Annotated in this window: 21 protein-coding genes and 1 pseudogene; 4 read left to right on the forward strand and 18 right to left on the reverse strand. The window is 68.9% G+C overall.

The features are described from left to right. The 7 genes and pseudogenes from DMC18_RS08320 to DMC18_RS08350 all read right to left on the reverse strand — a co-directional run. Positions 1-424, reverse strand: a pseudogene (locus tag DMC18_RS08320) (hypothetical protein); the annotation flags it as partial. A 269-nt stretch (positions 425-693) separates the two neighbouring features. Continuing rightward, positions 694-2,265, reverse strand: a complete 1,572-nt coding sequence (locus tag DMC18_RS08325; protein ID WP_110132852.1) for a DUF4139 domain-containing protein — start codon at positions 2,263-2,265, stop codon at positions 694-696. Positions 2,266-2,426: 161 nt separating this feature from the next. Beyond that, positions 2,427-3,809, reverse strand: coding sequence for a DUF4139 domain-containing protein (locus tag DMC18_RS08330; RefSeq protein WP_110117881.1), 1,383 nt, complete (start codon positions 3,807-3,809; stop codon positions 2,427-2,429). A 216-nt stretch (positions 3,810-4,025) separates the two neighbouring features. Continuing rightward, positions 4,026-4,607 (reverse strand): peptide-methionine (S)-S-oxide reductase MsrA, encoded by a 582-nt coding sequence (msrA, locus tag DMC18_RS08335; RefSeq protein ID WP_110117893.1) that lies wholly within the window; start codon positions 4,605-4,607, stop codon positions 4,026-4,028. A 64-nt stretch (positions 4,608-4,671) separates the two neighbouring features. Next, positions 4,672-4,947 carry a hypothetical protein gene (locus tag DMC18_RS08340; protein WP_370443970.1) on the reverse strand — a complete coding sequence of 92 codons (276 nt, stop codon included), beginning with the start codon at positions 4,945-4,947 and terminating at the stop codon, positions 4,672-4,674. Further along, positions 4,944-5,240, reverse strand: coding sequence for a hypothetical protein (locus DMC18_RS08345; RefSeq protein WP_110117883.1), 297 nt, complete (start codon positions 5,238-5,240; stop codon positions 4,944-4,946). Before DMC18_RS08345 ends, DMC18_RS08340 begins: the two co-directional genes overlap by 4 nt. Positions 5,241-5,618: 378 nt before the next feature. Further along, complete coding sequence (locus tag DMC18_RS08350) at positions 5,619-6,809, reverse strand: acetyl-CoA C-acyltransferase (RefSeq protein WP_110117884.1); 1,191 nt, start codon at positions 6,807-6,809, stop codon at positions 5,619-5,621. 245 nt (positions 6,810-7,054) lie between these two features. On the opposite strand from DMC18_RS08350, the gene DMC18_RS08355 reads away from it, so the two are divergent. Beyond that, complete coding sequence (locus DMC18_RS08355; RefSeq protein WP_110117885.1) at positions 7,055-7,561, forward strand: helix-turn-helix domain-containing protein; 507 nt, start codon at positions 7,055-7,057, stop codon at positions 7,559-7,561. A gap of 20 nt (positions 7,562-7,581) precedes the next feature. Here the strand turns inward: DMC18_RS08355 and DMC18_RS08360 are convergent, their stop codons facing one another. Both DMC18_RS08360 and DMC18_RS08365 read right to left on the reverse strand, forming a co-directional pair. Further along, positions 7,582-7,794 carry an MbtH family NRPS accessory protein gene (locus tag DMC18_RS08360; RefSeq protein WP_110117886.1) on the reverse strand — a complete coding sequence of 71 codons (213 nt, stop codon included), beginning with the start codon at positions 7,792-7,794 and terminating at the stop codon, positions 7,582-7,584. Between the two features lie 471 nt (positions 7,795-8,265). Further along, entirely contained in the window at positions 8,266-8,718 is a 453-nt protein-coding gene (locus DMC18_RS08365; protein WP_110117894.1) for a DUF3617 family protein, read from the reverse strand. Positions 8,719-8,932: 214 nt separating this feature from the next. On the opposite strand from DMC18_RS08365, the gene rpmB reads away from it, so the two are divergent. Beyond that, positions 8,933-9,235, forward strand: a complete 303-nt coding sequence (rpmB, locus tag DMC18_RS08370) for a 50S ribosomal protein L28 (protein WP_109100091.1) — start codon at positions 8,933-8,935, stop codon at positions 9,233-9,235. A 116-nt stretch (positions 9,236-9,351) separates the two neighbouring features. On the opposite strand, the gene DMC18_RS08375 is transcribed toward rpmB, so the two are convergent. The 4 genes from DMC18_RS08375 to DMC18_RS08390 form a co-directional block, all read right to left on the reverse strand. Beyond that, entirely contained in the window at positions 9,352-10,236 is an 885-nt protein-coding gene (locus DMC18_RS08375; RefSeq protein WP_110117887.1) for a GyrI-like domain-containing protein, read from the reverse strand. Positions 10,237-10,334: 98 nt separating this feature from the next. After that, the gene (locus DMC18_RS08380; protein WP_110117888.1) at positions 10,335-10,532 is read right to left on the reverse strand and encodes a hypothetical protein; all 198 of its coding nucleotides are present in this window, start codon (positions 10,530-10,532) and stop codon (positions 10,335-10,337) included. 149 nt (positions 10,533-10,681) lie between these two features. Then, the gene (locus DMC18_RS08385; RefSeq protein ID WP_110117889.1) at positions 10,682-10,984 is read right to left on the reverse strand and encodes a hypothetical protein; all 303 of its coding nucleotides are present in this window, start codon (positions 10,982-10,984) and stop codon (positions 10,682-10,684) included. Positions 10,985-11,272: 288 nt separating this feature from the next. Continuing rightward, entirely contained in the window at positions 11,273-11,584 is a 312-nt protein-coding gene (locus DMC18_RS08390; protein ID WP_110117890.1) for a hypothetical protein, read from the reverse strand. Positions 11,585-12,066: 482 nt separating this feature from the next. Here DMC18_RS08390 and DMC18_RS08395 point away from each other — a divergent pair, with 482 nt between their 5' ends. Further along, positions 12,067-15,012 (forward strand): TonB-dependent receptor domain-containing protein, encoded by a 2,946-nt coding sequence (locus DMC18_RS08395; RefSeq protein WP_110117891.1) that lies wholly within the window; start codon positions 12,067-12,069, stop codon positions 15,010-15,012. 283 nt (positions 15,013-15,295) lie between these two features. Here the strand turns inward: DMC18_RS08395 and DMC18_RS25615 are convergent, their stop codons facing one another. The 3 genes from DMC18_RS25615 to cobT are packed head-to-tail and all read right to left on the reverse strand — an operon-like array spanning position 15,296 to position 18,534. Further along, positions 15,296-15,493 (reverse strand): hypothetical protein, encoded by a 198-nt coding sequence (locus DMC18_RS25615; protein WP_146218016.1) that lies wholly within the window; start codon positions 15,491-15,493, stop codon positions 15,296-15,298. 45 nt (positions 15,494-15,538) lie between these two features. Beyond that, the gene (locus DMC18_RS08400; protein ID WP_110117892.1) at positions 15,539-16,609 is read right to left on the reverse strand and encodes an esterase-like activity of phytase family protein; all 1,071 of its coding nucleotides are present in this window, start codon (positions 16,607-16,609) and stop codon (positions 15,539-15,541) included. Next, complete coding sequence (gene cobT / locus DMC18_RS08405; RefSeq protein WP_110132853.1) at positions 16,606-18,534, reverse strand: cobaltochelatase subunit CobT; 1,929 nt, start codon at positions 18,532-18,534, stop codon at positions 16,606-16,608. The genes DMC18_RS08400 and cobT overlap by 4 nt, the downstream gene beginning before the upstream one ends. Before the next feature lie 110 nt (positions 18,535-18,644). Between cobT and DMC18_RS08410 the strand changes: the two genes are divergently transcribed. After that, on the forward strand, positions 18,645-18,824 hold the full coding sequence (locus DMC18_RS08410) for a DUF1328 family protein (protein WP_110121042.1): 180 nt from the start codon (positions 18,645-18,647) through the stop codon (positions 18,822-18,824). Positions 18,825-18,955: 131 nt separating this feature from the next. On the opposite strand, the gene DMC18_RS08415 is transcribed toward DMC18_RS08410, so the two are convergent. Both DMC18_RS08415 and DMC18_RS08420 read right to left on the reverse strand, forming a co-directional pair. Next, entirely contained in the window at positions 18,956-20,095 is a 1,140-nt protein-coding gene (locus DMC18_RS08415; protein WP_110121041.1) for a DUF3089 domain-containing protein, read from the reverse strand. Positions 20,096-20,190: 95 nt separating this feature from the next. Continuing rightward, complete coding sequence (locus DMC18_RS08420; RefSeq protein WP_110121040.1) at positions 20,191-21,138, reverse strand: intradiol ring-cleavage dioxygenase; 948 nt, start codon at positions 21,136-21,138, stop codon at positions 20,191-20,193. Between the last annotated feature and the right edge of the window lie 28 nt (positions 21,139-21,166).

A 21,166-nucleotide genomic window follows, 5' to 3' on the forward strand; every position in this document is an offset into this window, starting at 1 on the left:
CCAGGGCGCGGACCTCGTCCAGGGTGATGGTCCCGGCGTGGCGCAGGCGCTTGGCCGCCGCCGGCTCGGCCAGCAGGGTCAGCAGGACGCGATAGTCGGCTGCTGGCCAGGCGATCTCGCCCAGGTGCTCCAGCGCCCGGCGCAGGCCTTCGGGGGCGGGGTCGACGACCCGCCGCACGATCTTGCGCAGCGGCTCGTCCAGCAGGCGGGCGACGTCCAGCGGCGCGGCGTCGCGCGGCTCGATCGCCAGCATCAGGCAGACGAGGTGGCGACGCGCGGCCGGCGCGGTCAGGAACGGCGTATGGGGCGACGGCCACAGGGTGGCCAGCGTGTCGGCGTAGTCGGGCGCGATCAGGCGCAGCAGAGGCGAGGTAGTATGGGGCGAGGCGGTCAGGGACGGCCCGGCCAGAGGCAGGACGGACATCGAAAAGCTCCGGACGCGGCCGGAGCGGCCGCGATCAGCGGTTGGAAATTGTGGGGCGAAGGGCCGGGCGCGCCTTGGTCGACGCGCGCCATTCCGCCGGCATCGGCGGCTTCAGCTGTGCGACGAGGAAGGTCATGCGGCGGTTCGGCTCCGGAGACTGATCGGGAGCCGGCTGATCCCACGAGGCGCGGGTGAAGCGCAAGACCGGTGTTCGCCGATTTTGCGCATCGTCCGGTTGCTGTGGCGCTTGGGACACGCCAGGGGCGGCTTCAGCCCGCGTGTCTCACGACGTAGCGGAAGAGCCGCGTCTCGCCCGGGGCCAGGGTCACGCGCCAGGCGACCTGGCCCTGGCGGATGTCGTGTTTCGCGGGTTCGGACACCACCTTGAAGAACTCGACGCCCGGATCGTGGCGGATCTCGAAGGTGACCGGGATCGACTTGTCGTTGGCCAGGTCGACCTCGTAGGTGCGGCGGACCATGGTCTTGCCGGCCCGCTTGTCCTCGACGAGGCGCGGGCGGGCGCGGACGTCCATGCCCTCGCCGATCACCAGGTCGGCGGGCTCGCCCACGGCGACGTCGCGCACGGCCTGCTCGCCGGCGAAGGTCGGCAGGCCGCCGACCGTCTCCATCACCGACAGGGCGCCGGAGGGCAGGGGCTTGCCCAGGCCTTCGGCGGCCTTGTTGTCGAGGCGCAGCACCACCTGCGGGGCGTTGGTCTCGTCGTCGTCCGCGTAGTCTCCCCAGGGGCTGACCGGCACGACATAGAGCCGCTGGTAGCGGACGTCCTTCAGGTCGAGGAAGGCCATCTGCTTGGTCTGGCGAGCCGCCACCGTCACCGGTTCGGGCAGGGTGTAGAGCTTGTAGTCGCCAAGGTCGGACTGCTCGGCGAGAGCCCGCTTGCGGGCGCCGGTGACCGCCACGGACTGCTGGACGGCGCGGTTGGCCATCATGACCGGCGCGGCCCTCGGCGGGGGAGGCGGCGGTGGGGGAGGGGGCGGCGGTGGCGGCGGCGCGCCGTGGGTCGTGGTGTCCATCGGCCAGCAGGCGCGGCTGGCCCGCACCACGCGCGGTCTGGGCGTATTGACCGGCACGCGCGACAGCTTGCCGGCCACCAGCTGGGTCGGAGCGTCGGCGAAGGTCGAGCCGGAGCTGTTCATCACGGTCAGCCAGCCCAGCAGGTCCAGCGTCTTGCCGTCGGGATTGAGGGTGGCGACGTAGTCGGCCTGCCAGTTCACGCCGATGGCCAGGTAGGTCAGGGTCAGGCGGTAGTCGCCGCCGGTGGGCACGTCGACCAGGGCCGACAGGGTCGGCTTGCTGGAAAGGCCGTCGGGCGCGCGCTCGAACACCAGGCGCTCGGGCCCGCCCGAGCAGCCCAGGGCCTCGACCCCGTCGGCGGTCCGGACCATCAGGCCGTCCGGGCCCTGGATCAGGGTGGCGTCGACCGTCACCTGGCGGCCGGTCTCGCGGTTGGTGCGCACCACCTTGACCGGCTGGTCGAGAGAGCGCTCGACCAGGGTTCCGGGGCTGAGCAGGGCGTAGTCGTAGTTGCGCTCGACCGCGCCCTGCGGCAGGCCCTCGATGGCCGCGCTCTGCGGGATCAGGCCCTCGGCGACGCCGTCGAAGCGCAGCACGTGGCGGCCGGCCGGCAACGCGACCGTGCGGGTCTCGCTGACCATCACCAGCCCCTGCTCGGCGGCCCGCTGTTTCTCCCAGGGCGACAGCGTCTGCACCGGCCCCTGGCCGTCGCGATAGAGGGTGACGGCCACGGCTTCCGGGGCGGCGGAGGGGATGGTTTCGGCGCGGGCGGCGATGGGCGCGCAGATGAGGGCGAGGGCGAGCATCAGACCCTCCCCCTTCGGGGGGAGGTGTCGGCGAAGCCGACGGAGGGGGAAGTGGTCGCCGCTTTCAGCGATCGCACTCACCTCCGCAGGGACGTCCCCCTCCGGCCCTCCGGGCCACCTCCCCCTTCGGGGGGAGGGTCTATCCGCGCGGCCCATCAGCCTCACCAGCCGTTGTCCACCGTGAAGGTCAGGACGGTCTCGCCGTTGGCGGGGACGGGCACGCTCCAGCCCAGGGTGCGGGCGTCGATGCGGCGGCTGGGCAGGCTCTCGTCGCTGACCTTGCCGTCGCGCAGCAGGCCGGCCTGGCGCAGCTCCACCGTCACGGCCTCGGGCCGGGCGTTGCGCACCACGTACTTCATGACGTAGCGCGAGCGGGTCTTGGACAGCTTCTCCTGCGAGACCAGGGTGGCCTGGCTGGAGACGTCGAAGGCCTCGCCGGTCCTGATCGACAGCTCCGAGCCGGCCGAGGTGTGGCCGATCTGGTTCTCGCCGATGAACTTCGGGTCGCCCGCCTGGTCGCGCATGTAGACGCGCATCGTCCCGGCCGGCAGCTGGTCGCCCAGACCCTTCAGCTTGGAATTGCTGAACTGGATTGCGGTGATGGCCTTCTGCGGGTTCTCGTCGCTGGAGAAGCCGTATTCGCGCACCTCGTAGACCTTCTGGGCCGGCACGGCCTGGGCGCTGAGGAAGCCGACCTGCTTGTTCTGGTTGGCGGCGATCGTGGTGCGCTCGGGCAGGGGATAGATGTAGTAGTCGGCGATGCGCTCGCGGCCGCTGCTCTCGGTCCCGGCCGAGACCGAGCCGCGCACCGACGATCCGCCGCCGTTGAACTGGTTGACGTTGCCGGCCACCAGCTGGGTCTGGGCGTTGTCGAAGGCCGTGCCGGAATTGTTGCGCAGGGTGATCCAGCCCTGCAGGTCCAGCGCGTTCTTCTTCTCGTCGAACAGGGCGACATAGTCGGCCGCCCACGACAGGCCCGAGGTCAGGTAGCTGAGCGTCACGGGCGTGGGGCCGGCCTTGTCGGCGTTGACCGTCACCGACAGGGTCGGGCGGGCGCGCAGGGTCTCGGGCACCTTGTCGAAGATCACCCGGGTGGGCACGCCGTCGTCGCGCAGCACCTCGATGCGGTCGCCGATCTTCAGCACCACGCCCTCGTTGGCGGCCAGCACCGTGGCGGTCTCGGTGGTCTCCTTGCCGTCGCCGGGATTGGTGCGGACGATCTTGATCTGCCGCCCGACCGCCTTCTCCATCAGCTTGTCGGGGGTCAGCAGGTCGTAGTCGAAGTTCTGCTCGACCACGCCCAGGTTGGGCGAGGACAGGCTGACGGTCTCGGGGCGGATGGCGGCCGAGACGTCCTTGAACTCCAGCCGCTGGCGGCCGGCGGAGACGTCGATCGTCCGCTGGTCCTGAACCAAGGCGAGGTTGTTGTTGTAGATGGTGACCGAGACCTTCGGCGGCGATGCGGTCTGGACGGGAGCGGTCTGAGCGACAGCGGTGGAAGCGGCGGCCACGCAGACGGTGGCGAACAAGGCGGCCCGAAGCATCGGCGCGACGTCTCCCTACTCTCTTTGCGGCCACGGTTTCACGGCTGCGCGGGAAAGTCGAGAGATTATGGGTGTAATATTAGACGCTCCCCCTGAAGGGGGAGCTGTCGCGGAGCGACTGAGGGGGATCTGATCTGTGAGCCGGCGGCCGCTCTGACCTCAGCAGGGACTTCCCCCTCCGGCCCTCCGGGGCCACCTCCCCCTTCAGGGGGAGGATCATTTCCCCCAAACCTGCGCCAGCCGGCGATCCCGCCCGCACCCCGTGCGGTAGAGGTGGTACTCGACCGAATTGTTCTTCGCGTAGTCGCGGTGATAGGCCTCGGCCGGCCAGAAGGTTTGCAGCGGCAGGATCTGGGCCTTCATCGTGCCGGTCTTCAGGCGCTTGGCGGCCTCGGCGCGGGAGCGCTCGGCGGCGGGGCGCTGCTCGGCGTCGACGAAGACGGCGGGGCGGTAGGAGGGGCCGCGGTCGCAGAACTGGCCTTCGTCGTCGGTCGGATCGACCAGCTTCCAGTAGCGCTGCAGCAGGAAGGCGTAGGGCAGTTTGGCCGGGTCATAGGTGACGCGGACGGCCTCGTAGTGGCCGCTGCGCTCGCTGGTCACGTCGCGATAGGTCGGGTTCTTCACGTGGCCGCCGGTGTAGCCGCTCTCGACCTTTACGACGCCGGGAATGCCCCGCATGTCGTTCTCCATGCACCAGAAGCAGCCGCCGGCGAAGACGGCGGTCCTGGTCGGCGCCGCCAGGGCCGCGACGGGGAGGGCGGTCGCGAGGGCGATCAGCAGCAGGAGGCGGCGAAGCATGGGCGGTCCTTTCGAGGCGTCGTCCATAGATACGGCCAAGCGGGCCGAAAGGTTTTGAACGAGCCTATCGCCAACCGTGGCCGACGCCGCGCACCGCCGGAACCGCCGCCAGGCGCGCCGCGAGCGTGTGGGCCCGGTCGTCGCCCTGGTCGTCGATCTCCAGGCGGATGGCGATGTCGGCGCCCTCAGGCTGGGCGGTCAGGGCGCGCAGGCGCACCTGCTGCACGCTGGCCACGCCCAGCACCCGCATCAGGGTGTCGGGCGTGTCTTCAGCGGTGACGAGGAAGAGGCGGCGCCGATCCTCGCGAAATTTGTCGTCTTCCGGTTTGAGAAGGCTCAAGGCCGCACCCACTGATGTTCCACGCTGGCCGAGTTGACGCCGGGCCAGGCGGCCAGGTCGCGGGCGAGGAGGCGGGCGGCCTGGTCGCCCAGGTGGCGCACGCGCAGGGAGGCCTCGACCAGCTGGCCGACGGGCTTCAGGGACAGGTTGCACAGCTCGGCGCCGCTGTCGGCCAGGCTCTGGCGCACGGCGTCCAGCGCGCTGGGGGCGTCCTGGGCGCAGAGGAACAGCTGGTGGACCGTGACGCCGTCATGGTCGCTGTGGAAGGCTGGTGGGGAAGGCAGGTAGCTCATGTTCGAAGATCCTTTGAGTTTTTGAAGGACCGTCGGATCGCGCAACGAAAAAGCCCCGCTCCTTTCGGAGGCGGGGCTTTTTCAGATCTTGCGATCCTTCGGCTTGGTTTCTGGGGAACCCTTGTTCCCTAGTCTGCGCGCCGTCTTTGCCCCGTCCGTACAGGCACGGTTTTAATCTGGGTAATCTTCGACATCATGGCGCACCACATCGCGACGCCGGCGGTGAGGCCAGTCGTAAACAGCGCGATGGTGGTGAAGTTCGACAGCATGGGGTCGGAAGGGTTCCAGTAGGCTTGCAGGTCAACAGGTAACGCTTGCGGGCCCGCCGCGCAAGGTCTTGCCGCGCGACGGGCCTTAATGCCGCGGTTTGGGCAGATTTTAGGCGAGTTCGATGGCCATGGCCGTGGCCTCGCCGCCGCCGATGCACAGCGAGGCCAGGCCGCGCTTGGCCTTGCGAGCCTGGAGGGCAGAAATCAGGGTGCACAGGATGCGGGCGCCCGATGCGCCGATGGGGTGCCCCAGGGCGCAGGCGCCGCCGTTGACGTTCAGCCTGTCGTCCGGGATGCCCAGTTCCTTCTGGGCGATCATGGCCACGACGGCGAAGGCCTCGTTGACCTCGAACAGGTCGACGTCGTCGACGCTCCAGCCGGCGCGGGCCAGGGCCTTTCTCATGGCCGGCACGGGGGCGGTGGTGAACAGGCCCGGCTCATGGGCGTGGGCGGCGTGGCTGACGACGGTGGCGACCACCGTCAGGCCCAGGGCCTCGGCGATGCTCTTGCGGGTCATGACCAGGGCCGCGGCGCCGTCGCTGATCGAGCTGGAATTGGCCGCCGTGATCGACCCGTCGCGGGAGAAGGCCGGACGCAGGGTGGGGATCTTGGCCGGATCGGCCTTCAGCGGCTGCTCGTCGGTGTCGATGGTTTCGACGCCCTTGCGGGTGGTCACCGTCACCGGCGCGATCTCGGCGGCGAAGGCTCCGCCCTCGACGGCGGCCTTGGCCTTGAGCAGGCCGCGCGTGGCGTAGTCGTCCATCGCCTCGCGGGTGAACTGGTAGTCGGCGGCCGTGTCCTCGGCGAAGGCGCCCATCAGCTTGCCGGGGGCGTAGGCGTCCTCCAGGCCGTCCAGGTACATGGAGTCCCAGATCTGGTCGTGGCCGATGCGGGCCCCGCTGCGGTGCTTGGCCATCAGGTAGGGCGCCCCGGTCATGCTCTCCATGCCGCCGGCAACGACCACGTCGGCGCTGCCGGCCAGCAGGGCGTCGTGGGCCATGATCGCCGCCTGCATGCCGCTGCCGCACATCTTGTTGACCGTCGTGGCCTCGACCGACTTGGGCAGGCCCGCGCCCAGGGCGGCCTGGCGGGCGGGGGCCTGGCCCAGGCCGGCCGGCAGCACGCAGCCCATGATGATCTGGTCGACCTTGTCACCCGAGAGCCCCGCGCGCTCCAGGGCCGCCTTGACGGCCGTCGCGCCCAGCTCGGTGGCCTTCACCCCGCCCAGCGCGCCCTGGAAGCCGCCCATCGGCGTGCGGGCGAAGCCGGCGATCACCACCGGATCGGCGTGCTTGGACATGGTTGAGCTCCAGATTGGTTTGTTTTGCGGCGGAATAGGCCCCGGATCGGCGCGCTTGCGCAAGCGTCTTGCCGAAATCTTTCCGAGAGCAAGAAGCGGCCGGCGGCGGAAGGGCGGCTCCCGTCGTCGGCCGGTCAGTCGAGCAATGAACCGAGAGAGTCAATTGCGATTAGAAACCTACTCTGGTTCGTACTCAAAAGCAACGGCCCTTGCATTCCCTCGCGGAACGCCGCACTTTCCTCCGTATGGGTCGCACCGCCGATTACAGCCGCCAACGCTGCGCCATCGCCGCCACCCTCGAGGTCGTCGGCGATCCCTGGACCCTGCTGATCCTGCGCGACGCCTTCCAGGGCGTGCGGCGGTTCGAGCAGTGGCAGGACCGCCTGGGCGTGGCCCGCAACGTGCTGGCCGCCCGGCTCAAGAGCCTGGTCGGTCACGGGGTGATGGAGACCCGCCGCTATTCAGAGCGGCCGCCGCGCCATGAATATGTGCTGACCGCCAAGGGGCGCGATCTGTCGGCCGTGCTGCTGACCATGGCCGAGTGGGGCGATCGCCACGTCTATGGCGTGGGCAATGGGCCGGTGCGCTTCGTGCACAAGGCCTGCGGCTGCGACTTCCATCCCAAGCTGGCCTGCGAGGCCTGCGGTCAGGTGGTCGACAGCCGCGACCTGTCGCGGGTGATCCACGAGGGCCAGTCCCCGACCGTGGGGGAAGCGCTGGACGCGGTCGCGGTGAAGACGGCGGCCGAGTAGGGCGCGCCGCTTTTTCGATCTCAGCCCTGGCCGTCCATGGCGCGCCGCAGGCTCAGCGGGCGCATGTCGGTCCAGACTTCCTGGATATACTGCAGGCAGGCGGCCTTGGTTCCGCGGAAGCCCGCCTCGTTCCAGCCCAGGGGCAGTTCGCGACCGACCGGCCAGATCGAGTACTGCTCCTCGTGGTTCACCACCACGAGGTACTCGGTGGTGTCTTCCCGTTCTTCGCGCATCGTTTCCCCCGCCGTTCTTGTACTTGGCGTGGCGTGAGCCTTGGCTGGGGCGGGGCGACTGTCAATCGCATAGGAAGAGTCGTATCGGCGCGCGCCGAAAGGTTGCGCCGATGGGGTGGTTTGCGATGGATGCCTGGGGGTAAGCGCCGTGCATCCACAGCCAAGTTAACGGCAAGGCTTGAAGGGCGGGAACGCGCGCGAAACGAATCAGGACCGAATCGCTGACTCGGTCCGATTCGGGATTTGTTCCCTACAAGCTATTGTAGCTTAACGGCGATTAACCACAACGGTGTTCGGCGAGGGGCCTGTTACACCGCGCGCCCCACATCCGTCCTTCCCCGCGAAGGCGGGGAGCCGAGCGGGCTGTCGGGGCGTGGCGCGGCCGTGGCTATCCACGGACTCGGCTTGGATCCCCGCCTTCGCGGGGATGCTCGATATATAGTGTCGTGGATGTCGGTCAGGACCGCGGGGCTACTTCGCCTCGGCCGGGCAGGTGGCCGACAGGCGCTTGGCGTTCATGACGCCGGCCAGCGGCAGGCCGTCGACCGTCTTCAGCTTGATATCGAGCTTGAAGCTCTCGGGGGTGTAGGTCCCCTTGGCGTTGACCGGGGCCGCGCGGCCCTTCTTGTCGGTCCAGGTTCCCTTCAGCGCGATCTTGCCGTCATCGACCTGGTTGGTCGTGTATTCGCACTTGTAGCGACGGGTGCAGATGCCCTTGGAGAACTGGGCGGCGTCGGTCGGCTTTATGCACTTGTCCTCGCTGCCCACCGGGATGATGCCGATGCGGTAGCTGTATTCCCAGTGGCCGGGCAGAATCGTCGTCTTCGGCGCGGCGGCGCTCGCCGGGGCGGTCGCGGCGAATCCCACCGCCAGGGCGGCCAGGGAAGCGGCGAGAGCGGAGGCGGCGAGGGCGGTCGGACGCATGCTGTGGAACTCCTTCATGGCCGTGCATATAGGAAGTATCAGATGAACCGCGCTTGAAGGCGGGCTGATGGCGAGGCCCGAGGCTTTGCCGCCTTGACTCCGCAAGGCTCCATCGCCTATATCGCCCCCTCTCGCGCGGCGGACCTCGGTTCGGAAGCGCGCCTGACATTATGTTCGCGGGGCCTTCGGCTTCGCCTAGCCCAAGGTACTCGTCATGTCGCGCCGTTGCGAACTCACGGGCGTCGGTCCGATGATCGGCCACAACGTGAGCCACTCGAACATCAAGACCAAGCGCCGCTTCCTGCCGGCTCTGTCGCCTGCTTCGCTGCAGTCGGACTCGCTGGGTCAGACCTTCAAGCTGCGTATCAGCAACGCCGCCCTGCGCACCCTCGACTTCAAGGGCGGCCTGGACGTGTTCCTGCTGGGCGCCAAGGACGAGCAGCTGTCGCCGCGCGCCCTGAAGATCAAGGCTCAGGTCAAGGCCAAGGCCAAGGCCGCCGCGCAAGCCGCCGCCTAAGTCTTTCGGTCCTCCGGGGCCGATACGAAAAGCCCGCCGAGTTCGCTCGGCGGGCTTTTTCGCGTTTGGCGATCTGTAGGGGACGGCGACCCTGACAGGGCCGCCGTCCGCAGACGCTATTCCAAGGGCAGGAACAGCTCGACCACCACCTCGTGCACCGGCGCGTTGGGCGGGAACGAGAAGTGCCGCTGGCAGTAGATCGGGAAGTCCCGCGCCTCCTCGCCGCTGGCCGGCAGCCACTCGCGATAGAGATAGAGCGCGGCTGGCTCCAGATTGTGGGTGTCGTGCATCACCCGCAGCACCGCGCAGCGCCCGCCGGGAATCACGCCGGCCTTCATCAGCTCGTCGTCGGGATCGATCGGCCGGTCGGTCCCGATGCACAGGTCCATGCTGTAGTCGTCAGGGTTCTCGGGAATCCGTTCTGACCGGAAGATGTTGAAGGTCGGGTTGGTCTGCGGCGACAGGCCGGCGGCCTTGCGCCAGGCGATGAACCGCTCGATCGAGGCGCTAAGCAGCGCCCGGTCGCCGCGATGCTCCATGATCGCCACCGGGGTGGGCGGCAGGTCGCGGATCGTCACCTGGTCCTGGTCGTAGAGGGTTGGCATCAGCTTGCTCCTGGCGTTGTCCATCGGCCCGAAGGCCGCGAGCCACGGCGCCCAGTCGGGCGCCTTGCGGAACGAGGAGGGCGACTGCTTGAACCTGCGCCGAAAGGCGCGGGCGAAGGCGTCCGGCGCATCATAGCCGGCGTCCAGCGCGATCTCCGTGACGCTCTGGGCGTCCTCGGCGACGAGCTGGCGCGAAGCGCGCTTCAGGCGGGCGAGCTGGACGTAGCTGTGCACCGACAACCCGAAGGTCGCCATGAACTGCCGGTGGAAATGGAACTTCGAGAAGGCGGCCACGCGGCTCACCGTCTCCAGGTCCAGCTCGCCGTCCAGATGCTGGTCGATATGGTCCAGCACCCGCTGCATCCGGGCTGTGTAGTTTTCGAGCGCCGCCTTCATCGTCCCCCGTCTCCGTGGCGCGGCCAGTTAGCCGTCGGCCGCCGGATCGTGCTCGACCGATCTTGCGGTTTGTAGGGCGCGTGAGGGAGGGGGCGGTCTCAGGCCGAGATGTTGACCAGCGTGCCGGTCAGTTCGCCGGTGGCCTGGCCGAGGGCCGCGCCGGCGGCGGCCGTGGCCTTAGCGTTGGTCTGCGCCACCGCCAGCTGGGTCAGGTCGACGATCGGCGTCGCGGCCTCGCCAGACGCGGCGGGGCGCGGCGGGGTGTAGCGGGCGGTGTTGGCGGTGGAAACCTGCACGGCGACTCCCTTCCAGGCTGCAGCGCAATCTGGTCCGCAAGCCTTAAGCGGGCCTGACCGAGCATGGTTAAGACGGCTGGCGAGCGTGCAGCAAAAAGCCGCCGTCGCGGGGCGACGGCGGCTTCTGAAGCCTTGGGAGGCTGGTCGCCTTAGCGGGCGGCCAGTTCCAGGGCCTTGGCCGGGTTGGCGGCGTTGTAGGCGGTCAGCTCGGGGTTGGCGAGCTTGGACACGGCGTCGTTCACCGACGAGCGGACGCAGGCCGGGTACAGGTACATGGCCAGCGACTCGCCGCGGACGTCCTGCCAGCAGACGGTCGAGGCGGCCTTGACGATGTCGGCGCGGACGTCGGCGGCGGCGCGGCCGGCGACCTTGACGCGGACTTCGGCGGCGCCGGCCGGAGCGGCGGCCAGCAGGGCCAGGGCGGAGAGAGCGAGAGCGGCGGAGCGGATCATCGGACGGATTCCAGGTCGGGCGGCGCTTGCAGCGCGCGGTTCAGATCGACCGCTTCCCGTCGTGTCCTCCGACGGCTGGTCCAGGATCTCGCCCGCTCTGCCGTCGAGCGGAATCTGTATCTCATCGCCGTTCAGTTATCAACAGTCATATTCGCGCAACCGACAGGCGAAGTGTTTGATTTCACGCGCTTGTTACCGGTGTCAGTGTTCGCTCTGCGGACAAGCAAAAGCCCGCGGAGCGGGGGCTCCGCGGGCTCTGGTCCCGATGGGGCTTAAGCGGTGTTCCGCTTAGCGGGCCGAGGCGGTCTTGATCAGACCGTTCGGGCGCCATTGGGTCTTGTCGTAGGCGGTCAGGGTCGTGCTGCCGACCTTTTCCACGGCGGCGCGGGTCACGTCGCGGATGCAGTAGGGCAGAACGTCGGCGCCGTAGGTGGTCGAGTCCGTGTCTTCCTTGCACACCGAGGTGGCGGCCTTGACGATGTCGGCGTGCACGGCGGCGGTGGTGCGGCCGGCGACCTTCACGGTGACTTCGCCGGCGAAAGCGGCGGGGGCGCTCAGGAGAGCGATGGCCGAAGCGGCCAGAACAAACACACGTTGCATGATCTTGATTCCGGAAAGGGGGTTGGGGTCAACCTCCTCCCGATGCGTTCCTCTGACGGCCGACCGGATCTCGCCAGTTCGTCGCCGTCACGTTCTAAATACAGTGACAACGCTGTCATTCCAAGCGGATTTTTGACTTCCGGCGTCAAATTTTTGCGACGCCGGCGAACGCTGCATGCCGGAAAGGCATGATGTACGGCAAATGGGCACCAAAAACCCGTTAGTTTCAGGTGAAATTATCCCTTTATGCTGCGCTGCGGTGAGAGGTTGGCCTCACCCTACGCCGCAGCTCGGGGCGGCCGTCCTTCGCGACGCCGCGCATCGAGGTCGAAGCCTCCAAGGCGCCCCGATGGGTGTCAGCGCGGCAATGCGAACATTGTAATATTTATATCGTATAAGATATTTGACATAAATCGTAACAATGTGCCTCTCTGCGCCAAGGCGCGACGGACACAGATCGCGCGCAGCGAGGAGGGACTGCGATGCGGAACAACAAAGAGCGCCTCAGGGCGTATGGGGGAGCGGCGGCGATCGCCCTGCTCTCCGGGCTGGCGGCGGCTCCGCTCGCCTCGGCCCAGACCACAGCTCAAGCGCCCGCAGGAGCCGAGGAGGCCTCGACGGTCGACGCCGTGGTGGTGACGGGCTCGCGGATCAAGCGGCCCAACCTGGTCTCGGCCAGCCCGATGACCGTGGTCGGCGGCGACGAGGTCAAGCTGCAGGGCGCCACCTCGATCGACAGCGTGCTGAACCGCCTGCCGCAGTTCACCGCCGATTCCAACGAGAACGGCTCCAACGGCTCGGACGGCACGGCGCGGGTGAACCTGCGCAACATGGGCTCCAGCCGCGTGCTGGTGCTGGTCGACGGCCAGCGGATGCTGCCGACCGAGGCCGCGGACGTGAACTTCATCCCCAGCGCCCTGGTCGACCGGGTCGACGTGGTCACCGGCGGCGCCTCGGCGGTCTACGGCTCGGACGCGGTGTCGGGCGTCGTCAACTTCATCCTGCGCAAGAACCTCGACGGCCTGCGCCTGGACGCCCAGTACAGCCTGGCCCAGCACACCAACGACGCCGACTATCCGCGCTCGCTGATCAGCCAGGCCAACTACAAGCTGCCCAAGAAGCACGTCACCGACGGCGAGAAGATCGACGTCAACCTGGCGATCGGCATGAACGCGCCCAGCGGCAAGGGCAACGTCACCTTCTATGTCGGCTATCGCGAGATGAAGCCGGTCACCCAGGACAGCCGCGACTATTCGGCCTGCGGCCTGAACCTGACGGGAACCAACAGCAACGCCCTGGTCTGCGGCGGCTCCAGCAACAACGAGTACGGCCTGTTCACGCTGCTCAGCGGCCCCAACGCCGGCCAGACGCTGAACAACACCAAGGACGGGAACAAGACCTGGGTCCCGTACGACAGCTCGTTCCTCTACAACTACGCGCCCACCAACTACATCCAGCGCTCGGACTCCCGCTACACGGCGGGCGCCTTCGCGCACTATGAGATCAGCCCGGCGGTCGAGGCCTACGGCAGCCTGATGTTCATGGACGATCACACCTTCTCGCAGGCCGCCCCGTCGGCGCTGTTCCAGGGCACGACGTTCAAGATCAACTGCGACAACCCGCTGATGTCGGCCTCGCAGGCCGCCACCCTGTGCGGCTCGGCGGCCGGGACCAGCGTCAGCCAGGACACGTTCATCGGCTATCGCCTGACCGGCCCGGGCAGCTCGCCCCGCCGCGACGACCTGCGCCACACCGACTATCGCATCAACGCCGGGCTGCGCGGCAAGCTCGCCCAAGGCTGGACCTACGACGCCAGCTTCCTGTTCTCGACCGTCATCCTCGACGAGAGCTACAAGAACAACGTCGACAACGCCAAGGCGATGAAGGCCCTGCAGGTGGTCAATGTCGGCGGGACCCCGACCTGCAAGTCGGTCGTCGACGGCACCGATCCCAACTGCGTGCCCATCGATGTCTTCAAGTACCAGGGCCTCAGCGCGGCGGCCTACAAGTACCTCTACGCCCCGACCTTCACCCACGGCGTCCAGCGCGAAAAGGTGCTCAGCGCCTCGCTGAACGGCGACCTTGGCCAGTACGGCGTGAAGACCCCATGGGCCGAAGACGGCGCGGCCCTGGCGCTCGGCGTCGAGCACCGCCGCGAGGAACTGAAGTTCGAGGCCGACGCCCTTGCCCAGGCCGCCGGCACCAAGGAAAGCAGCGGCGCCTTCAGCGTCAGCGAGCTCTATGGCGAGGTCGACCTGCCGCTGGTGCAGGACGCGCCGTTCATCAAGGCGCTGTCGCTGAACGCCGGCTACCGCACCTCCAAGTACGACTATCTCGACGACCGGGTCTCGACCTACAAGGTCGAGCTGCAATACGCGCCGACCTCCGACGTGCGGTTCCGCGCCAGCTACAACCGCGCTGTCCGGGCGGCCAACATCAGCGAGCTATACGCGCCGCAGGGCCTGGGCAATGTCGCGGCGGTGGATCCCTGCTCGGGTCCGACGCCCAAGGCCAGCGCCGCGGCCTGCGCCCTGACCGGCGTCACCGCCGCACAGTACGGCAAGATCCCCGACTGTCCGGCCGAGACCTGCGTCACCCAGGGCGGCGGCAACCCGAACCTGAAGCCGGAAGTGGCCGACACCCGCACCGCCGGCGTCGTGCTGACCCCCAGCTTCCTGCCGGGCTTCTCGATGTCGCTCGACTACTTCGACATCTATGTCGACCAGTACATCGGCGCGGTCGACGCCCCGACCGTCATCAACCAGTGCGTCCAGACCAGCAATCCGTACTTCTGCAGCCTGTTCCACCGCGACCCGACCTCGGGCGTGCTGTTCGGCGAGCGCGGCTACATCATCGCCACCAACCAGAACACCGGCTTCCTGCAGACCTCGGGCCTGGACGTGACGGGCGAGTACCGCCTCGACCTGTCGTCGCTGGGCGACTACGGCGACGTCGATTTCAGCTTCGTGGGGACCTACCTCAACAGCCGCAAGATCGAGCAGTTGCCGGGCCTGGGCGCCTATAACTGCAAGGGGTTGTTCGGACCGACCTGCGGCCAGCCCAACCCGGCCTGGCGTCACCAGATGCGGGCCACCTGGAACCTGCCCTGGATCGCCGCTTCGCTGTCGGCCAACTGGCGCTATTTCGGCTCGGCCGACCTCTCCAGCAACGACAGCAATCCGTTCCTGCAGGGCGACTACGTCGAGATCAACCGCAAGATCAAGGCGTACAACTACCTGGACTTCGCGGCCACCTGGAAGGTCCGCGAGCAGCTGACCCTGCGCGGCGGGATCAACAACGCCTTCGACAAGGATCCGCCGGTGATCGCCGCGGGCCTGCTCTCCTCGTTCGGCAACGGCAACACCTATCCCGGCGTCTACGACCCCATGGGCCGCACGATGTTCGTGGGCCTGACCATGGACTTCTGACGACGTCCGGCGGGGGAGGGGGCGCTGGCGCCGTCTCCCCCGAGCTTCTCCCCAACTCAAAAGCCGCCGACGCTTCCAGCGTGGCGGCTTTCTTTTTTGGACTGGCCTGCTGTCTGTCTGGTCCTGGTCCCAATCCCCCAGACCCGACTTTCCCCGCGAAGGCGGGGAGCCAAGCTGACTTTCAGGATGGCGCGCAGCCGTAGGTCATCAGCGGACTCGGCTTGGATCCCCGCCTTCGCGTGGAAACACGGACTAGGGGCGAGCCTTTGAGCCTCTATCCGCCTCAGCGGAAACGGCGCTTGCGGCGACGAATGGCCCAGCCGACCAGGCAGACGACGCCGATGATCAGGCCCAGCCAAAACGCGCGCATGGGGAGATGGCGCAGCGCCGCGCCGAAGCCCTTATCGGTTAGGTCGAAGAGAAACTGGCCGCCCAGGATTGGCAGCGCCGCCAACGGGTATTTCGTCAGGTCCCACCGCATGGGTTCACCTTAGCGCCCGATGCAACCTGCGCAATGCCCCGTCCCTCAGCGCCGCTTCTTCCTCGGCGGCGGCGTGGGGGCCGGCGGCGCGGTCGGGGGCGGCGTCCAGTCGAAGGCCAGCAGCAGGGTGCGCTGGTTCATCTCGCCGCCGTTGTCGTCCGACAGCAGATAGACCCGCGTCGCGCCGTTCGGGCCGGCGGCCAGGGCGATGCCTTCGAAGTTGTCGCGGATCAGGGCGCCTTCCAGGGTCAGGCTGGCTAGCGGGTACTGCTTATTGGCCGGGGTCATCGGGTCGGCGATGAAGCGCACCTGGGCGCGCCAACCGCGCACCGGGTCGTAGGCCCGGTGCAGCGTGGCCAGGGCCTTGCCGCCGAAGGCCGTGAAGCCCGACAGGCCCCAGGTGAAGTCGATCGGCGACTGCGGCGGGATCGGCTGGCAACTGCTCGACAGCCGGCACAGCCACACCTCGCCCTCCTCGCCGCCGACGAGATAGGCGTCGGGACCGGCGGCGGGATAGGCGGTCAGCGCCTCCATGCCCTCGTTGTCGGGGAAGACGGTGGCGGGCTTGGGGGCGACGGCTGGGCGGCTCCACAGGCCGGTGGGGCCCACGGCGTAGCGCCAGATGCGATGGTCGCGCTCGAAGCTGACCAGGCGCTCGCCGTTGGCCAGGCGGGTCAGGCCCTCGGCGTCGCCCTCGGTCTTGCCGCGCAGCCCCTGGCCGTCGACGCCGAGCAGGGGCGTCAGCTTGCCGTCGGTCAGGCCGATCAGCCTGCCGGTCGCATCGAGTTGCAGCCGCGCCGAGAAGCGGTCGCCGTCGTCGCTGACGGCCTCGACGCCGTTGGCGTCGGTCAGGACCAGGTCCGACAGGCCGTGCAGCCGGCTGGTGTCGGCGCTGGTGATGGCGATCCCGCCAGCGTAGACGAAGTTTCCGACGGCCGTCTGGTTCGGGTTCGAGGCGTTCAGCGGCACGGGCGTGACGGTCAGGCCGATCTCGGGACCGACCTTGACCGGCGCCGCGGGCACGACGACGGGCGGCGGCGGTGCGGGCTTAGGACCGCACTGGGCCAGCATGCCGCCGGCCAGGCCAAGGGCGATCAGTCCGCGCAGTCCGATCACGCCGAAGCCTTGCGCGCGGCCTTGGGAGCCTGGGGCACGACGGTGGGCGGCGGCGGCAGCAGGCCGCGGGCGCGCGCGGCGGTGCGCGGCTCCTCGTCGAACAGGGCGGCCAGCTGCTCGACCAGCACCCCGCCCAGCTGCTCGACGTCGACGATGGTGACGGCGCGGCGGTAGTAGCGGGTGACGTCGTGGCCGATGCCGATGGCGATCAGCTCGACCGGGCTCTTGCCCTCGATCTCGGCGATGACCTGCCGCAAGTGCCGCTCCAGATAGTGGCCCGAGTTCACGCTCAGGGTGGAGTCGTCCACCGGCGCGCCGTCGGAAATCACCATCAGAATGCGGCGGGCTTCGGGCCGGCCGATGATCCGCTGGTGCGCCCACATCAGGGCCTCGCCGTCGATGTTCTCCTTCAGGAGACCCTCGCGCATCATCAGGCCCAGATTCTTGCGGGCCCGTCTCCAAGGCGCATCGGCGGCCTTGTAGACGATGTGGCGCAGGTCGTTCAGGCGGCCGGGCGAGGGCGGCTTGCCGGCCTTGATCCACTCGTCGCGGCTGGTCCCGCCCTTCCAGGCGCGGGTGGTGAAGCCCAGCACCTCGGTCTTGACGCCGCAGCGCTCGAGCGTGCGCGCCAGGATGTCGGCGCAGACGGCGGCGACCATGATCGGCCGGCCGCGCATCGAGCCGGAATTGTCGATCAGCAGGGTCACGACCGTGTCGCGGAACTCCTGGTCCTCCTCCTGCTTGAACGACAGGGGGGCGGTCGGGTCGATGATCACCCGCGTCAGGCGGGCGACGTCGAGCATCCCTTCCTCGAGATCGAAGGTCCAGGCGCGGTTCTGCTGGGCCAGCAGGCGGCGTTGCAGCTTGTTGGCCAGGCGCGAGACGACGCTGGACAGGGCCGAAAGCTGCTGGTCGAGATAGGCCCGCAGGCGGGTCAGCTCGTCCGGGTCGCACAGCTCCTCGGCCGAGACCACCTCGTCATAGGCCGTGGTGAACACCTTGTAGGCCGGCTCGCCGCCTTTGTCGGCCGACGGATCGGGACGGGCCGGCTTGGCGCCGTCGCCCATGTCGGGCGCTTCGTCGCTGTCTTCCGGCTCGCCTTCCTGCTCGGACTGGACGATCTCCTCGTCGCCGGCCTGGCTTTCGCGGTCGGAGGCCTCGCTCTCCTGCTGCGAGGAGCCGTCGGGCTGCTCGCCTTCGCCCTCGCCCTGGTCCTCGTCGGAATTGTCGGTCGGCTTGTCGTCCTCGCCTTCGTCCTCGTCCGACGCCTCGGTGGCGTCGTTGACGTCGTCGCCCAGGTCGAGGTCGCGCAGGATCTGGCGGGTGACCTTGGCGAAGGCGGCCTGGTCGTCCATGGCCGCGACCAGGCGGTCGAGGTCCTTGCCGGCCTTGGCCTCGATGTCGGCGCGCAGGATGTTGACCAGGGCCTTGGCGCCATCGGGCGGGGCGTCGCCGGTCAGGCGCTCGCGGGCCATCAGGCCCAGGATCTCGGCCATCGGAGCCGACTGCTGGTCGAAGGCGACGGCGCGGGTCAGGCCCTGCTTCTCCAGCCGGGTCTCGAGCACGGTGGCCAGGTTGGCGCGCACCCCGCCGAGCGCATTGCTGCCGATGGCCTCGATGCGGGCCTGCTCCAGCGACTCGTAGATCGCCTGGGCGTCGGGCGCGGCCGGGCGCGAGCGGGCGTGGGTCGATGGGTCGTGATGGGCCAGACGCAGGGCGATCTGGTCGGCCATGCCGCGCAGGCGGGCGGCCTCGGGGCCGGACAGATCGCGCGGCGGATGCGGCAGCACGGCGCGCTTGCCCACCAGCCCCGGCGACTCGCCGGAAAACACGATCTCGAGGTCCGGCGTCTCGGCGAGCGAGCGGGCCGCGTGCGCCAGGGCGCGCTTGAAGGGTTCGGTCGGGTTTTCGGGCTTGGAGGCCATGGCTTTGGAGTTAGCGGCGCAGGCCCGCGAAGACAAGGAACGACGCGTGCCAAGGCGACGTTGTTGCGCTGAAGCCTGCGCAGCGCAGGTCCAGTGCAAGGAGCTTTCCCATGCTGAAATGGGCCCTGATCTTCGCCGTGGTCGCCATCATCGCCGGCGCCCTCGGCTTCACCGGCATCGCCGGCGCCGCGGCCGGCGTCGCCAAGATCCTGTTCTTCCTGTTCCTGGTGGTCTTCCTGGTCGTGCTGGTGCTCGGCCTGGGCGTCTTCAAGGGCGTGACGGGGAAGTAGAAACGCTACCCTCCCCCTGAAGGGGGAGGTGGCCCGGAGGGCCGGAGGGGGAAGTGATTTCCCGCCGGCCGACTTCCCCCTCCGTCGGCTTCGCCGACACCTCCCCCTTCAGGGGGAGGGTCTTGAGGGCCTCACTTCCAGCCCTTCCCCTGCGCCTCGACCAGCGCCACCAGGTCCCCCATCGCCAGGTTCACGTCGGCCAGGTGCAGGCCCCAGGCCTTCAGCGGCATGCCCATGACCAAGAGGTCGCCGGGGATGTCGTCGACGCGCGGGTCGGCCGGGTCGCCGTGGACCTTGATGGCCAGGTAGTCGTAGGGGCCGCTGGTCGCGCATTGCGCGGTGACGAGGCCCGGGACCGAGACGAAGGTCGTGGTCAGGTCCTTGCCCTTCACCCACGGCGTCTTGCGCGGCGCGCCGGCGATGGTCTTGTCGCTGAAATAGCTGTGCAGCGGGGCCTCGCCGCCGGCCAGGGCCGCGGGGTTGACGCAGGCGGCGCGCTTGTCGCCCTCGGCCTTGCCGAAGAAGGCCGCGCCCTCCGGCGGGCTGGAGGCGCGGAACGACACGTAGGAGACGATGCAGCCGGTCTGGCCCGGCTTGCGGCACATCTTGATCGAGCCGTAGCTGTCGGTCGCCGGGTCGACCATCGTGTTCATGCCGATGATCAGGGCCGAGACCAGCTGCTTCTGCACCGGCTTGCCGTCGATTTCCTGCGCCAGCAGGCGCAGCAGCACGCGCGAGCCCTGCGAGTGGCCGATCAGCACCACGCCGCGGCCCTTGTTGTCGCGCGCCAGATAGTCCTTCCAGGCGTCGAGCACGTCGCCATAGGCAAGGTTCTCGTCCCCCGGCGAGGCCTGACCGCGCATCACCTGGCGCAGCGCCGCCAGGGTCACCTGCCGGTACATCGGCGCGAACACCCGGCAGGCCTGGCCAAAGCGCGCGGCCTGCTGCTCGGCGACCGTGGTCTCGGCCGGGTCGATGGTCATGTCGCTGTTGCCGCCGGGATCGGTCGACACGGTCGGATAGACGTAGAAGCAGTCGATCGGGGCCTTGGGATCGGCCTTGAACGGCTCGACCTTGGTGGACCCGTCGGCGGCGACGACGGTGGTCGTCTGGTCCTGGGCGCAGGCGTCCTGGCGGCCTGGCCGGCACAGCCAGGCGGCGTCCTGGGTGTAGTCGTTCTTCGGCTGGGGACCTGCGGGCGCCGGCTGGGCGCAGGCCGCGCTCGCCAGGCTCATGGACACCGCCAGCGCGGCCCAGATCGTCTTGCTCATTTCCACCCCTTGCGGCCGAACGGCCGTTTGGAGCGGAGGATGGCGCGTGGCGGGCGAGACGAAAAGCCTTTCCTTCTCCCGCAAGGGGAGAAGGATCAGAGACCCGGAACGATCGCCTTGAGCCGCGCTTCGCCGGTCAGCGCCTCGTGGTGCGGCGGACCCATGCCGTCGTGCGGCGAACCGCCTTGCTGGCCATTGGGGAAGCCGCCGGGCGGCGGGCCGGGCGGGCGGCCGTTCGCGCCGCCATTGGGCATGCCGCCAGGGGGCGGACCCATGCCCGCGGGAGGAGGGCCCATGCCGCCGGGAGGCGGACCGCCCGGTCCACCGCCCGGTCCACCCATCCCCGCGTCGTCCTTCCAGTCGGCGGCGGGATCGACGCCGAGCACCAGGGCCAGGACGTAGCCGTCCTTGCCTTCCTTGACGCTGGCGACCATGGCCTCGCCGCCTTGCAGGGCGATGCCGTCGTGGCGGTTGAAGGTGTCGCGCTGGCGGGGGCGCTTATAGGCCGGGACGTTCTTGTAGAGATATTCCGACAGGGCGTCCGGAATGAACAGCTGCGCCGTCAGTACGGTGCGGGCGTCCAGGTGCGCCTTGATGTGGATGTGCGGGGTGCGGCCCTCGTACCAGCCCGGCCAGATGGTCTTGAAGACAACCTTGCCGGCGCTGTCGCTGATCTGCGCCCCGCGCAGGAAGGTTGCGCCCTTGGCGGCGGTCTTGTGGTCGTCGCCCTGGCCTTCGTAGCCGGAATAGATCCCCTGCGCGTCGCAGTGCCAGATATCGACCCGCGCACCCTTCAGCGGCCGGCAGGCGCCGTCGACTACGGTCAGGGCCACGGTGACGGGCGCGCCCTTCCGGCCTTCGGTGATGTCGGCGCGGTCCAGCTTCGGATCGAACCAGTAGGGACCCTGGGTGACCTGCGGAGTGATGGCGCAGACGCCCTCGGCGGCTGCCGCCGGGCGCGAGCCCACGGCGACGGCGGCGAAGGGAACGGCGCCGGCGAGGGCCAGCAGGCCGCGACGGCTGGGGGAAACGGTGGTGGGCATCGGCGCTCCGAAACGAGAGGCCGCTCTT

Origin of the sequence: Caulobacter sp. D5 (assembly GCF_003185805.1) — a bacterium.
Classification (GTDB): domain Bacteria; phylum Pseudomonadota; class Alphaproteobacteria; order Caulobacterales; family Caulobacteraceae; genus Caulobacter.

Coding starts and splice junctions, on each gene's coding strand:
- DMC18_RS08325 (WP_110132852.1), bottom strand. CDS start 2,265: ATGCTCGCCCTCGCCCTCATCTGCGCGCCCATCGCCGCCCGCGCCGAA.
- DMC18_RS08330 (WP_110117881.1), bottom strand. CDS start 3,809: ATGCTTCGGGCCGCCTTGTTCGCCACCGTCTGCGTGGCCGCCGCTTCC.
- msrA (WP_110117893.1), bottom strand. CDS start 4,607: ATGCTTCGCCGCCTCCTGCTGCTGATCGCCCTCGCGACCGCCCTCCCC.
- DMC18_RS08345 (WP_110117883.1), bottom strand. CDS start 5,240: ATGAGCTACCTGCCTTCCCCACCAGCCTTCCACAGCGACCATGACGGC.
- DMC18_RS08350 (WP_110117884.1), bottom strand. CDS start 6,809: ATGTCCAAGCACGCCGATCCGGTGGTGATCGCCGGCTTCGCCCGCACG.
- DMC18_RS08355 (WP_110117885.1), top strand. CDS start 7,055: ATGGGTCGCACCGCCGATTACAGCCGCCAACGCTGCGCCATCGCCGCC.
- DMC18_RS08360 (WP_110117886.1), bottom strand. CDS start 7,794: ATGCGCGAAGAACGGGAAGACACCACCGAGTACCTCGTGGTGGTGAAC.
- DMC18_RS08365 (WP_110117894.1), bottom strand. CDS start 8,718: ATGCGTCCGACCGCCCTCGCCGCCTCCGCTCTCGCCGCTTCCCTGGCC.
- rpmB (WP_109100091.1), top strand. CDS start 8,933: ATGTCGCGCCGTTGCGAACTCACGGGCGTCGGTCCGATGATCGGCCAC.
- DMC18_RS08375 (WP_110117887.1), bottom strand. CDS start 10,236: ATGAAGGCGGCGCTCGAAAACTACACAGCCCGGATGCAGCGGGTGCTG.
- DMC18_RS08385 (WP_110117889.1), bottom strand. CDS start 10,984: ATGATCCGCTCCGCCGCTCTCGCTCTCTCCGCCCTGGCCCTGCTGGCC.
- DMC18_RS08390 (WP_110117890.1), bottom strand. CDS start 11,584: ATGCAACGTGTGTTTGTTCTGGCCGCTTCGGCCATCGCTCTCCTGAGC.
- DMC18_RS08395 (WP_110117891.1), top strand. CDS start 12,067: ATGCGGAACAACAAAGAGCGCCTCAGGGCGTATGGGGGAGCGGCGGCG.
- DMC18_RS25615 (WP_146218016.1), bottom strand. CDS start 15,493: ATGCGGTGGGACCTGACGAAATACCCGTTGGCGGCGCTGCCAATCCTG.
- cobT (WP_110132853.1), bottom strand. CDS start 18,534: ATGGCCTCCAAGCCCGAAAACCCGACCGAACCCTTCAAGCGCGCCCTG.
- DMC18_RS08410 (WP_110121042.1), top strand. CDS start 18,645: ATGCTGAAATGGGCCCTGATCTTCGCCGTGGTCGCCATCATCGCCGGC.
- DMC18_RS08415 (WP_110121041.1), bottom strand. CDS start 20,095: ATGAGCAAGACGATCTGGGCCGCGCTGGCGGTGTCCATGAGCCTGGCG.
- DMC18_RS08420 (WP_110121040.1), bottom strand. CDS start 21,138: ATGCCCACCACCGTTTCCCCCAGCCGTCGCGGCCTGCTGGCCCTCGCC.